Raw genomic sequence first — 12,986 nt, 5'->3', positions numbered from 1 at the left:
CCGAATTTCGAAAGGAGCTGTTTGTTATGGCATTGGAGGCCGCGTTTCTTTTTCTGGCGGGCGACGCCGGTCCGGACACCCGGGCCGTGGTCCCCACCGGAAGCGTGAACCTCAACGTGGTGGGCTGCCGCAATTATGACGAGGCGGAGGCCGCCGCCCGGCAGCTGGCGGCGGCGGGCGTCACTGCCATCGAGCTGTGCGCCGGCTTCGGCAACGAGGGCATCGCCCGCATCCAGCGGGCCGTGGGGCCCCAGGTGGCTGTGGGCGCGGTGAAGTTCGACTTCCACCCGGGCCTGGGCTTCCAGAGCGGCGACCGGGTCTTTTGAGCCGCGCAAAAAAGCGGAGGGACTTTCGTCCCTCCGCTTTTCTCATGCCTTTGGCCGCCAGCGCGCCGTCAGGCCGGCATACTCCGGCAGTTCCCTCAGAAAGGCGCAGTCCGGGTCCGCCTCGATCTGCTCCAGCAGGCACGGGATCAGAGCATCCCGTCCCTCCCCGGCGTCCTCCTTGGTGTCCAGGTGGCGGTACAGCAGGGACCCGCTCAGGTCCCAGGGCGCCGTCAGGCTGCAAAAGAGCCGTTCCAGCAGGGCAAGGACCCGAGTGCCGTCCCGCTCCGCCACAGCCAGCTGAAAGGGCGCAGACACCACCGCATAGTCCGACAGGTCCAGCACCGCTCCGGCCCGCTCCGCCGTCTCCGTCAGCCCCTGGGCCCGGTCCTGATCGCCCTCCGCCATGGCCCAGTCCGCCATGGTCAACAGGATGCTCTCGATGGCGTGGGCCCGGTCGAACAGCTCCCGCTCCAGCAGTGTCCAGCCCTCCTCCGTCCGCCCCTGCTTCCGCCGCAGGGACGCCAGGGCCTCCCGCTTGGACCGGTGGGTGTCGGACAGGCCGCTCAGCAGCTCCTCCGCCCGATCCAGCTCTCCCCGGCCCATGCACCGGTTGGCCGCCGTGTAAGCGGCCCACTCCCGGAGCCGGGCGTCGGCGCTGTGGAGGACGCGGTCATAGAGGGCGTCGATCTTCCCCTGCCAGGCGGTCCGCTCCGCCTCGTCCCCGCCGGGGTACAGGGCCAGAATGCCCGCCAGCAGCCCGGCTGCGCTGTACGCCAGGCGGTCGCTGCCGGGAAATTGCCGGAGCTTTTCCTCCGCCAGGGCAAAGGCGGCGGCGCAGCCCCTTTGCCGCCCCTCCTCGTGGAGGCGGCACAGAAATTCTCCGATCTCCCGCTCCGTCAGATCCTCCTGAAAGGACAGCAGGGTGTTGAGATCCACTCCCAGGGTCCGGGCCAGTACCGGCAGCAGCGTGATATCAGGGTAAGAATTGCCCCGCTCCCACTTGTTGACCGCCGGGGCCGACACCCCCAGCTTTCCCGCCAGCTGCTCCTGGGTCAGGCCCAGGGCCTGCCGCCGGGTACGGATGATCTGGTGAATCTTCATGCGGTAGCCCTCCTCTTCCGGATGGCTCCATCATAGCAGGCCCAAGCGTCTCCGGCAACCGACGGCTGTTCAACCCCTGCGGGCATTTCTTAACTTGGGGTTAAGTTCTCTTGAGCAGCTTCTCCAGCGGCGTGTCCATGGTCACCGTCAGCCGGGGCATCTGGCGGGTTCCCTTCCGCAGATCTGTGATACCGGGGCGGGTGACCGCTGTCACCGGAAACAACTCCTCGATCAGATCCTCCGCCTCCGGCTCGACCACGCCGAAGGGATAGGCGAAAAAGGTGGGCCGCCCCACCTCCCAGGTAATGCGGTCGTAGCTTTTCTGGATATCATCCAGGACCCGGGCGCGGAACTCTTCGTCGCTCTCCGCCGGGTCCCGCTGGATGCCGTTGATTCCGTCCGGGTCGAAGCAGCCGCCCCGGTCTCCCAGATTGTGCAGGTGATTGGTATGGGAACCGATCTCCACCAGGCCGGAATCGGTCATCTCCCGGCACATGTCCCAGGAGAGGAAATTGTCGGCAGGCAGGTCCGGCATGCAGGTGATAATGGAAATCACAGCCTTCATCCGGTATTTTTCCAACAGCGGGTAAAGCAGCTGATAGTTGCTGCGGTAGCCGTCGTCAAAGGTCAGCAGCACCGCCTTTTTCGGCAGGTCCTCCCCATCGGCCAGTTCCCGCGGCAGCACTGTGTGATATCCGTTGTCCCGGAGCCACTTGAGATCCTCCTCCATGCGGCCCGCGGTGACGGTCATATCGTTGCAAGGTTCCCCGTCCGCCACCAAATGATGGTACATCAGGACCGGCAGGGCGTATTTTGCCGGCACCGGCGCCTGGCGCAGGGCGGCGCTCCAGAAGGCCGCCGAAGCCAGCAGCAGCGCCGTCATCACCAGCGCCGCCCGCCGTGTTCCCTGTCTTTTCATGGCTGATCTCCTCTCCGAACCCGCCCCGCCGGGCGTGTTTTTTCGCCGCCGGTGCACTGGACGCGCCGGCGGATTTGCCTCATCATAGCCTGCCCCTTTTTTTCTTTCATGAACCAACTGTGAACAATTCCCCTATGCCGCCTCAAGAGGTCTGCAAAAAAAGGCCGCCCCGCATGGGGCGGCCCTTTGCTGCCGGATGGATTCACTGTGCCTTGGGCTCCTCGCTTTCAAACACGGCCTTGGCGCTGGCGGCAAGGCCCGCCAGGCCCTGGAGCTCGCTGGGAATGATGATCTTGGTGGCCTTGCCGTCGGCCATCTTCTGCATGGTCTCCAGGGCTTTCAGCTTGACTACCTGATTGTTGGGGGCGGCCTCGTTCAGCAGCTTCAGGGAGTCGGCCAGGGCCTGCTGGACCTGCATGATGGCCTGGGCCTCGGCCTCGGCGGCCATGATGCGGGCCTCCTTCTCGCCCTGGGCCTTCAGGATGGCGGCCTGCTTGGCGGCGTCGGCCTTCAAAATGGCGGACTGCTTTTCACCCTCGGCCACCAGGATCTGGGACTGCTTGGTGCCCTCAGCCTGGAGGATGGACTCGCGGCGCTCCCGCTCCGCCTTCATCTGCTTCTCCATGGCGTTCTGGATCTCCTTGGGCGGGATGATGTTCTTCAGCTCCACCCGGTTGACCTTGATGCCCCAGGGGTCCGTGGCCTCGTCCAGGATGGCCCGCATCCGGGTGTTGATGGTGTCGCGGCTGGTCAGGGACTGGTCCAGCTCCATGTCGCCGATGATGTTGCGCAGGGTGGTGGCGGTCAGGTTCTCAATGGCGTTCATGGGGTGCTCCACGCCGTAGGTATACAGCTTGGGGTCCGTGATCTGGAAGTAGATGACGGTGTCGATCTGCATGGTGACGTTGTCCTTGGTGATGACCGGCTGGGGAGCAAAGTCCGCCACCTGTTCCTTCAAGGACACCTTCTTGGCCACCCGCATGATAAAGGGCACCTTGAAGTGAAGGCCCACGTTCCACACTGTGTGGAAGGCGCCCAGGCGCTCCACCACATAGGCCCGGGACTGCTGGACGATGTGGATGTTGCTGATCAGCAGCACCAGCACCAGCAGCACCAGGATCACGACTACCGCGACGCTGATGAGATTTCCCATGTTCATACCTTCGCACCCTCCGTCTTTTCACATAATTTCACAAAGAGCTTCACGCCCTCCATGGCCGTTACCTCCACCCGCTCTCCGGCATGGATCACGCTGCCGTCGGCGCTGCGGGCGGTCCAGGTCTTGCCGTCCACATAGACGGCGCCCCGGGAGTTTTCATTGTCGATGGTCTCCGTCACCTTGGCGGCGGCGCCCAGCACACGGTCGGCGTTGGTGGCCACGGCCTTTCCGGCGGTCATGCGCCGCACCAGGGGCCGGGTGGCAGCCAGGGCCGCGGCGGACACCACGGCAAACACCACCACCTGCACCAGGATGCCGGCGCCGAACAGGCCCGCCAGCAGCGCCGCCAGGGCGCCCACGGCGAACCAGATGCACACCAGTCCCGCCGTGGCGGCCTCCACCACCGCGAACACCACCAGCGCGATCAGCCACAGCCACACCGGCAGGTCAATACTCTGCAAAAATCCGCTCAAAAAAACGCCTCCTCTCGTCCCGCGGTCCGCGGGCAATCCTTGTGTTTGGCAACAGTGTACCACAGCGCCGCCGCAAAAGCTATTTCATTTTGGTAACAATCCCTGGTCGATCATATGCGCATTGCGCCGGGGCGTTTTTCCTGCTATACTGCTCCTATATGAAATCGTTTCTTTAGGAAGGAGGCGGGCGCCATGACGTTGACGGTCCCGTGTCTTTTGGGGCTGGAGAGCCTGGTGGCGGAGGAAATGCGGCGGATGGGCCTTGCGGAGGTCCGGGCGGAGAACGGCCGGGTCCACTGCACCGGCACCATGGCCGACATCGCCCGGCTGAACATCGGCCTGCGCTGCGGCGCGCGGGTGCTGATGGAGCTGGGGTCCTTCCCGGCCCCGGACTTTGAGGCGCTGTTCCAGGGGACGGCCGCCCTGCCCTGGGAGGACTTCATCCCCCGGGACGGGGAGTTCCCGGTGAAGGGCTACTCCCTGAACTCCACCCTCCACTCGGTGCCCGCCTGCCAGGCCATCGTGAAGAAGGCCGCCGCCAGGCGGCTGGGCGGCGCGTATGGGCTGGAGACCCTGCCGGAGACCGGCAGCCGCTATCAGATCCAGTTCTCCATCGTCAAGGACACCGCCACGCTGTATCTGGACACCTCCGGCGAGGGGCTGTACAAGCGGGGCTACCGGGCCAGGAACATGGGCGCGCCCCTGCGGGAGACCCTGGCGGCGGCGCTGGTGCTGCTGTCCCGCTACCGGGGGAAGGACCCCTTCTGCGACCCCTTCTGCGGCAGCGGCACCATCCCCATCGAGGCGGCGCTGATTGCCAAGAACCGGGCCCCGGGCCTGGACCGGCGCTTCGCCGCCCAGAAGTGGAAGAACATGGACAGCAGGCTCTGGATGGACGCCGCCGACGAGGCCCAGGACAAGGAGTTCCACGGCACCTACGACATCTGGGGCGGGGACATCGACCCGGCGGCGGTGGAGCTGGCTGGCCACAACGCGGCCCTGGCCGGGGTGGACGAGTGCATCCGCTTTGAGGTGGCCGACGCCGCCAAATTCCACCGCGACAGCGAATACGGCCAGCTGGTGACCAACCCGCCCTACGGCGAGCGGCTGCTGGAAAAGCAGGAGGCCGGGGAGCTGTACCGGGCGTTCGGCCGGTCCATGGCCCAGATGCCGCCCAAATGGCGCATCCTGATCCTCTCGTCCCACACGGAGTTCGAGCAGTGCTTTGGCCGCGCCGCGGACAAGAAGCGCAAGCTCTACAACGGCATGATCAAGTGCGACCTGTTCATGTACGGCAAATAACCGCGAAACAGGCAGAGAGGGACGTTCTCTCCACGTATTACTTCTAACCTGAAAAAAGGTGGTGTATCCATGCGCCACATCTTCATCATCAACCCCGCCGCCGGAAACCGCGACCAGACCACCCGGATCTACGCCATGGCGGACCGGCTGCGGACAGCCCACGGCCTGGAGTGCCAGTGCCTGCTGACGGACCGGCCCGGCGGCGCAACGGAGATGGCCCGCCGTCTGGCGGAGAGCGGGGAGCCCCTGCGCTTTTATGCCTGCGGCGGCGACGGCACCATCCACGAGGTTGCCAACGGCCTGGCGGGCTTTTCCAACGCCGCCATGACCTGCATCCCCGCCGGCACCGGCAACGACTTTCTCAAGAACTTCGGCGCCGACATGACCAAGTTCGCCGACGCGGAAAACCTCTGGGACGGGGACCAGTTTCCCCTGGACCTCATCGACTGCAACGGCCGGTACTGCCTGACCATCGCCTGCAACGGCATCGACGCCCAGGTGGCCGAGAGCGTCCACCAGCTGGGGTCCTCCCCCCTGCTCAGCGGCCGGGGCAGCTACCTGGTTTCCGTGGCGGTGAACTTCCTGTTCCGCCAGCTCGGCCACCGTTGGACGGTCTTTCTGGACCAGGAGCGGCTGGAGGGGGACTACGCCCTGATCTCCATGTGCAACGGCCGGTACTACGGCGGCGGCTCCACCCCCGTCCCCGTTGCCCGGATGGACGACGGCAAGCTCCACACCATTTTGGTCCGCAGCGTCAGCCGCGCCACCTTCGCCCGGCTCTTCGGGGCCTACTCCGCCGGAAACGCCGACCGGCTGCCCCGGCTGGCCCGGATCTCCGACGCCCGGGAGGTGCGCATCCTGTCCCCCGGAGCGGACATCGTCACGTGCCTGGACGGGGAGTGCTTCCGGTCCCGGGAGGTGACCATGCGCCTGGCGGACAAACGGCTGAACTTCTTCGGCCCCAAGGGCTGCGATCCCAACGCCACCGCCCGGTGAGCCTCCTTTGGGAGGATTTACAAATTCTTCATAACTTTTGTGAATTTTCCCCTTTACAAACCGGATAGACTGTACTATGATAACAGCGTTAGCACTCGAGAGAGTTGAGTGCTAACGCTGAATTTCGTTTAACTTTTTGATAACTATAAGGAGGAACCCAACATGAAACTCACTCCGCTTGCAGATCGTGTCATCCTGAAGATGGTGGAGACCGAGGAGACCACCAAGGGCGGCATCATCCTCACCGGCTCCGCCAAGGAGAAGCCCTCCGTGGCCGAAGTCATCTCCGTGGGCCCCGGCGGTAACGTGGACGGCAAGGACGTGGTCATGACCGTGAAGCCCGGCGACAAGGTCATCACCAGCCAGTACGCCGGCACCAAGGTCACCCTGGAGGACGTGGAGTACGTGGTCGTCCGTCAGAACGACATTCTGGCCATCGTCGAATGACCTTCGGTCTTAAAGAGGGGACTGCGTCCCCCCTTTAGATCCCCCTCACCAGTGACGTCGGTCACTGGTGTGCGCGTCCCCCGGACGCGCGGGTCGGGGTATTTTCGCCAGGTACACGCCCCGGCGAAAATGATCTCATTTTCTTGATTTGCCTCCGGTAAATCAACCGGGGAAACCGGAGGTTGCCCCTGGCCCTCTTCCGGGGGCCGCTGTAAAACGTAAACTCATCTTCAAATTGGAGGTTTGATTATCATGTCTAAGCTCATCAAGCGCGGCGATGAGGCCCGCAAGGCTCTGGAAGCCGGCGTCAACTCTCTGGCCGATACCGTCAAGATCACCCTGGGCCCCAAGGGCCGCAACGTGGTCCTGGACAAGAAGTACGGCGCTCCCCTCATCACCAACGACGGCGTGACCATCGCCAAGGAGATCGAACTGGACGATCCCTTTGAGAACATGGGCGCCCAGCTGGTGAAGGAAGTCTCCACCAAGACCAACGACGTGGCCGGCGACGGCACCACCACCGCCACCCTGCTGGCCCAGGCCATGATCCACGAGGGTCTGAAGAACCTGGCCGCCGGTGCCAATCCCATCGTGGTGAAGAAGGGCATGGCCAAGGCCGTGGAGGCCGCCGTGGCCGAGGTCAAGAAGCAGGCCAAGACCGTGGACGGTTCCAAGGACATCGCCCGTGTCGGCGCCGTCTCCAGCGGTGACGAGGCCATCGGCACCCTGATCGCCGACGCCATGGAGAAGGTCAGCGCCGACGGTGTCATCACCATCGAGGAGTCCAAGACCGCCGAGACCTATTCCGAGGTCGTCGAGGGCATGCAGTTCGACCGGGGCTACATCACCCCCTACATGGTCACCGACACTGAGAAGATGGAAGCCGTTCTGGACGATCCCTATATCCTGATCACCGACAAGAAGATCTCCGTCATCTCCGACATCCTGCCCATTCTGGAGCAGCTGGTCCAGGCCGGCAAGAAGCTGATGATCATTGCCGAGGATGTGGAGGGCGAGGCCCTCAGCACCCTGATCGTCAACCGTCTGCGCGGCACCCTGACCGTGGTGTGCGTCAAGGCCCCCGGCTTCGGCGACCGCCGCAAGGAGATGCTGCAGGATATCGCCACCCTGACCGGCGGCACCGTCATCAGCGAGGAGGTCGGTCTGGAGCTCAAGACCGCCACCATCGACATGCTGGGCCGTGCCCGTCAGGTGAAGGTCACCAAGGAGAACACCACCATCGTCGACGGCGCCGGCGATTCCCAGGCCATCAAGGACCGGGTCGCTCAGATCCGCTCCCAGATCGCCGTCACCACCAGCGACTACGACAAGGAGAAGCTGCAGGAGCGCCTGGCCAAGCTGGCCGGCGGTGTGGCCGTCATCAAGGTCGGCGCCGCTACCGAGACCGAGATGAAGGAGAAGAAGCTGCGCATCGAGGACGCCCTGAACGCCACCCGCGCCGCTGTTGAGGAGGGCGTTGTCGCCGGCGGCGGCACCATCTTCGTCAACGTGATCCCCGCCGTGGAGGCTCTGCTGAGCACCGTGGAGGGCGACGAGAAGACCGGCGTCCAGATCATCGCCAAGGCCCTGGAGGCCCCCATCCGTCAGATCGCCGCCAACGCCGGCCTGGACGGCTCCGTGATCCTGGAGAAGGTCCGCTCCTCCGGCAAGAACGGCTACGGTTTCGACGCCTACAAGGAGGAGTACTGCGACATGGTGTCCTCCGGCATCATCGACCCCGCCAAGGTGACCCGCAGCGCCCTGGAGAACGCCGCCAGCGTCTCCGCCATGGTGCTGACCACCGAGTCCCTGGTGGCCGACAAGCCCGAGCCTCCCGCTCCGGCTCCCGCTGCTCCCGACATGGGCGGTATGTACTAAGCAAAAGGAACCCGTATGCCCCCGGCCAGATGGCCGGGGGCTTTTTCCGTGGGGGCTCGGGCGTTTCCTGGGGCCCCCGCAAAATCGAAGATTTTGTGGGGAGAGGAGGAGCGGCGGAGTGAGCAAGCCCCGCCGCATGCGTCGGGGCGCGGGATACGGAGCCCGTGACGACGCAGCCCCCCGCACCCGCTCCCGCTGCCCCCGACATGGGCGGCATGTACTAAGCAAGTACTTTCCATTCCCCGCAGGCCAATGGCCTGCGGGGAATTTTTTGACCAGACAGCAAGGCCCGGCGCCCCATTGTGGGGCGCCGGGCCTTGTTCCGTAATATGACGGCCGGAACCGCTCATGCCTTGCGCAGGTACGGCTCCCGGTGCCTGGTGTTGACCGCCTCGCAGATGCGGCGCAGGCCCTCCTCCAGAATGGAGCGGGGGCAGGCCAGGTTCAGCCGGATGAAGCAGTCGGAGTTCTGGACGAACATGTTCCCGCCCTCCAGCAGCACCCCCGCCTCGTAGGCGAAGAACATGGTAAGGGACTCCTCCGGCCGGAAGTACGCACTCAGGTCCACCCAGGCCAGATACGTGGCCTCGGAGACCCGGTATCCGGCCCGGGGCAGGTGCTCCGCCAGGTACTTCCCGGTGAAGGCAAAATTTTCGTCCAGATAGGCCTGGAGCTCCTTCAGCCAGGGCTCCCCCTCCTCGTAGGCCGCCTGGGCGGCGGCGATGCTGAGGGGGTTGTCGAAGTTGTAGTGGCGGCTGAGCCACTTGGCCCGAAGGGCCTCGTCCCGGATGAGGACGTTGGAGATCATGAGCCCCGCCATGTTGAAGGTCTTGCTGGGGGCCATGCAGGTAATGAGCCGCCCGTAGTCCGGCATGACCTTGCCCATGGGCGTGTGGGTCAGGTGGGACCGGGTCAGGTCGCAGTGGATCTCGTCGGAGATCACCCACAGGCCGTACCGCTCCGCGATGGCGGCGATCCGCTCCAGCTCCTCCCGCCGCCAGACCCGGCCGGTGGGGTTGTGGGGATTGCAGAAGATGAACAGCGTGGTCCTGGGGTCCGCGGCCTTTCGCTCCAGATCGTCAAAGTCCACGGCATAGCTGCCGTCCTCGGCCCGGACCAGGTCGCAGCACACGCAGCTGCGGTGGTTGTGGTCGGCAGCGTACTTGAAATAGGCGTAGGAGGGCGTCAGGAACAGCACCTGCTCGTCCGGCGCACTGATGTACTCCACCAGCTCATACAGCGCCGGGATGATGCCGTTGGACATGACCAGCTGCTCCCTGGGGAAGTCCCAGCCGTAGCGGCGGCGGCACCAGGCGGCGAAGGCCTGGTAATAGGCGTCCTCAAACACCCGGGTGTAGCCGAAGATCCGCCGGTCCAGACGGCGGCGGATGCCGTCGATCACCACGTCCGGAGTGGCGAACTCCATGTCGGCCACCCACATGCGGATGAACTCCTCGTCCTTGTAGGGGAAGGTCATGGAGTCGTCAGCGTGGAAGATGTAGTCCCGGAAGCCGTCGGTATTCAGGGCGTTGGTGTGGCGGCGGTCGATGATCTCGTCAAAATCATACATGGTGCGGTCCCTCCCATCGCGGTCTGTCCGCGTGTTTTTTTCTCTATATGATTGTACCAGCGGCGGCGCCATCCGTCAAACGGTCCGGCCCCGCCGGGGCAAAAAATCGCCCCGCCTGCCGGGCGCGGGGCCTGACAGGCGGGGCGGTTGCTGATTGGGTTACCGGTCGGACCGGATCTCCACACCCATGGCGTCCTCGTAGTACTTCACCAGGGCGCACTGATCCTCGTCGATCATGCCGTGGGCATCCATCCAGTCCATCTGCTCCTTGACGATTTTGGTCATGGGCAGATCCACGCCCAGATGGCCGGCCAGCTCCATGGCGTTGTTCACGTCCTTGAGGTGGACGGCGATGCGGGCGCTGGCGGAGAAGTCCCGGCTGAGGGTCTTGGGCACCTTCACGTCCATAACGGCGCTCTGGGCAAAGCCGCCCTTGATGGCGTCGAAGAGGGTCTGGGGATCCAGGCCCGCCTTCTTGGCAAAGGCGAAGGCCTCGCCCATGGCCAGCAGGTGGATGCCCACCATCATGTTGTTGGCCACCTTGGCGGTGCTGCCGCAGCCGGAGGGCCCCATGTAGGTCACGGTCTTGCCCATCATCTGCAAATAGGGCTTCACGGCCTCAAAGACCTCCCGCTCGCCGCCGCACATGATGACCAGGGAGCCGCCGTTGGCGCCGATCTCGCCGCCGCTGACGGGAGAGTCCAGCAGATGGAACCCCTTTTCCAGAGCGGTCTTGTGCAGGTCCTGGATCACGTAGGGAGAGGTGGAGCCCATGTCCACCAGAATGGTCCCGGGTCGGGCGATCTCCATGATCTCCGTGATGGTGGCCTTGACGATGGCGTTGGTGGGCAGGCACATGAAGATGATGTCGCAGGTCTCATAGAGGGTCCGGGCCTGGTCCAGGGCCTTGCCGCCCCGGGCGGCGAACCGCTCCCGCAGGGCGGGCACCGGGTCGTAGCCATAGACATCGCCGCCGCTCTTATCGATCAGGTTGGACGTCATGCCGTAGCCCATGACGCCCAGGCCCAGATATCCGATGGTTTTCATGCTCGCGTTCCTCCTGTTGTCAAGATAATGGGGCTCTTATTTCTTCTTCCGGGGCGGGATGTGGACCGCCCGGCCCAGGGCGTCCAGGGCGCACTCCCGCATGGTCTCGGTGACGGTGGGATGGGAGTGGATGGTGGCGATGATCTCGTCCAGGGTCATCTCTCCGCCGATGGCCAGGGCGCCCTCGGCGATGAGATCCGTGGCCCGGGGCCCGATGATGTGCATGCCCAAAACCTCGCCGTACTCCGCCCCGGCGATGATCTTCACCAGGCCCTCGCCGCCGTTGAGGATCAGGGCCTTGCCGTTGGCGCTCATGGGGAACTTGCCCACCTTGTAGTCGATGCCCTTGGCCTTGGCCTGCTCCTCGGTGAGGCCCACGGAGGCGGCCTCCGGCTCAATGTACACGCAGGTGGGGTTGGTGGACTCGTCGTACTTGGCGTCCATGCCCATGATGTTCTCAGCGGCCACCTCGCCCATGGCGCTGGCGGTATGGGCCAGCTGGGCGCGGCCGAACACGCAGTCGCCGATGGCGTACACGCCGGGGACGTTGGTCTCCATCCTGTCGTTGACCAGGATGCGGCCCCGGTCGTTGTTCAGCCCGCCGGCCTCCAGGTTCAGGCTGGCGGTGTTGGCCTTGCGGCCGATGGCCACCAGGACCTTCTCCGCCTCAAAGCTGACGGTCTCGCCGGCCTTGTTCTTGCAGACCACCTTGGCGCCCACGGGGGACTCCTCGACCGCCTGCACGGGGCACTCCAGGTTGAACTCCATGCCCATCTTCTTCATGTGGGCCACGCCGATCTTGGTCAGATCGCCGTCCAGCATGGGCAGCATGTGGTCCATGGCCTCCACCACCGTGATCTTGGTGCCGAAGGCGGCGTAGGCACAGGCCAGCTCCAGGCCGATGACGCCGCCGCCGATGACCACCATGGACTTGGGCAGGGCCTCCAGGCTCAGAGCGCCGGTGGAGTCGATGCAGTTGGGGTTGTCCTTGATGCCGGGGATGGGAGGCACGGCGTTGATGGAGCCGGTAGCCACGATGATGGCGTCGGCGGTCATGGTCTCCTTGCTGCCGTCGGCCTTGGTGACCTCCAGAGTCTTGGGGGCGGTGAAGGTGGCCTCACCGTCGATCTTCGCCACCTTGTTGGCCTTCAGCAGGGCGGCGATGCCGCCGGTCAGCTGCTTGGAGACGGCGTTCTTGTGGGCGATGACCTGGGGGAAGTTCACCTTCACGCCCTCCACCTCAATGCCGATCTCCCTGCCCTGGGTCCAGATGTCCTCCATCAGCTCGGCGCTGTGGAGCAGGCACTTGGTGGGGATGCAGCCGATGTTCAAACAGGTGCCGCCCAGGTGCTCCTTCTCCACCACGGTGACGGAGGCGCCCAGCTGGGCGGCGCGGATGGCGGCCACGTAGCCGCCGGGGCCGCCGCCCACCACGATGACGGTCTTGGGTCCTGCCGCGGCAGAGACCGCAGCGGGCGCAGGGGCCGCCGCAGAAGCGGCAGGCGCGGCGCCGGGCACGGCCTCGCCGCTCTGGCCGATCCAGCCCAGGGTGCCCTTTACGGGCACGTCGTCGCCCTCCCGGGCCACGATCTTCAAAAGGACGCCGCTCTGCTCGCTGGCGACCTCGTTGGTCAGCTTGTCGGTGGTGATCTCCAGGACGGCCTCCCCGGCCGCCACGGCGTCGCCCTCCCGCTTGAGCCACTTGGAGACGGTGCCCTCCTCCATGGTCAGCCCCAGCTGGGGCATTTTCAGTTCATAAGCCATTGCA

General features: G+C 65.0%; 12 protein-coding genes. 5 read left to right on the top strand and 7 right to left on the bottom strand.

The annotated features are described in order from the left end of the window. The first annotated feature begins 26 nt into the window (after positions 1-26). The gene (locus tag ACVDHE_RS07395; protein ID WP_213037450.1) at positions 27-326 is read left to right on the top strand and encodes a DUF6506 family protein; all 300 of its coding nucleotides are present in this window, start codon (positions 27-29) and stop codon (positions 324-326) included. Positions 327-368: 42 nt separating this feature from the next. Here the strand turns inward: ACVDHE_RS07395 and ACVDHE_RS07390 are convergent, their stop codons facing one another. The 4 genes from ACVDHE_RS07390 to ACVDHE_RS07375 all read right to left on the bottom strand — a co-directional run bounded on the left by ACVDHE_RS07390 (position 369) and on the right by ACVDHE_RS07375 (position 3,978). Further along, positions 369-1,427: a helix-turn-helix domain-containing protein gene (locus ACVDHE_RS07390; RefSeq protein WP_458886107.1), complete on the bottom strand. Its 1,059-nt coding sequence runs from the start codon at positions 1,425-1,427 to the stop codon at positions 369-371. Between the two features lie 100 nt (positions 1,428-1,527). Beyond that, a complete protein-coding gene (locus tag ACVDHE_RS07385; protein ID WP_458886106.1) occupies positions 1,528-2,346 on the bottom strand; it encodes a polysaccharide deacetylase family protein in 819 nt (272 codons plus the stop codon). A 202-nt stretch (positions 2,347-2,548) separates the two neighbouring features. Further along, positions 2,549-3,499, bottom strand: coding sequence for an SPFH domain-containing protein (locus ACVDHE_RS07380; protein ID WP_213039877.1), 951 nt, complete (start codon positions 3,497-3,499; stop codon positions 2,549-2,551). 2 nt (positions 3,500-3,501) lie between these two features. Then, positions 3,502-3,978: an NfeD family protein gene (locus ACVDHE_RS07375; protein ID WP_249539233.1), complete on the bottom strand. Its 477-nt coding sequence runs from the start codon at positions 3,976-3,978 to the stop codon at positions 3,502-3,504. A 192-nt stretch (positions 3,979-4,170) separates the two neighbouring features. Here ACVDHE_RS07375 and ACVDHE_RS07370 point away from each other — a divergent pair, with 192 nt between their 5' ends. From ACVDHE_RS07370 to groL, 4 genes are all read left to right on the top strand, one after another. Then, complete coding sequence (locus ACVDHE_RS07370; protein ID WP_418724867.1) at positions 4,171-5,280, top strand: THUMP domain-containing class I SAM-dependent RNA methyltransferase; 1,110 nt, start codon at positions 4,171-4,173, stop codon at positions 5,278-5,280. Between the two features lie 69 nt (positions 5,281-5,349). Then, positions 5,350-6,276, top strand: a complete 927-nt coding sequence (locus tag ACVDHE_RS07365) for a diacylglycerol/lipid kinase family protein (RefSeq protein ID WP_458886105.1) — start codon at positions 5,350-5,352, stop codon at positions 6,274-6,276. A 162-nt stretch (positions 6,277-6,438) separates the two neighbouring features. Continuing rightward, positions 6,439-6,723, top strand: coding sequence for a co-chaperone GroES (locus ACVDHE_RS07360; protein WP_025544992.1), 285 nt, complete (start codon positions 6,439-6,441; stop codon positions 6,721-6,723). 252 nt (positions 6,724-6,975) lie between these two features. Next, a complete protein-coding gene (gene groL, locus ACVDHE_RS07355; RefSeq protein ID WP_213037445.1) occupies positions 6,976-8,601 on the top strand; it encodes a chaperonin GroEL in 1,626 nt (541 codons plus the stop codon). Between the two features lie 346 nt (positions 8,602-8,947). Here groL and ACVDHE_RS07350 read toward each other — a convergent pair whose 3' ends face one another. From ACVDHE_RS07350 to lpdA, 3 genes are all read right to left on the bottom strand, one after another. After that, positions 8,948-10,171: a MalY/PatB family protein gene (locus tag ACVDHE_RS07350; RefSeq protein WP_458886104.1), complete on the bottom strand. Its 1,224-nt coding sequence runs from the start codon at positions 10,169-10,171 to the stop codon at positions 8,948-8,950. 159 nt (positions 10,172-10,330) lie between these two features. Further along, positions 10,331-11,218, bottom strand: a complete 888-nt coding sequence (locus tag ACVDHE_RS07345; protein WP_458886103.1) for an NAD(P)-dependent oxidoreductase — start codon at positions 11,216-11,218, stop codon at positions 10,331-10,333. A 36-nt stretch (positions 11,219-11,254) separates the two neighbouring features. After that, on the bottom strand, positions 11,255-12,982 hold the full coding sequence (gene lpdA, locus ACVDHE_RS07340) for a dihydrolipoyl dehydrogenase (RefSeq protein ID WP_458886102.1): 1,728 nt from the start codon (positions 12,980-12,982) through the stop codon (positions 11,255-11,257). Positions 12,983-12,986 lie beyond the last annotated feature (4 nt).

It is taken from the genome of Dysosmobacter sp. Phy (genome assembly GCF_054476235.1).
Note: the sequence above shows the minus strand (reverse complement) of the source record. Positions and strands in the feature narration are given on the sequence as shown.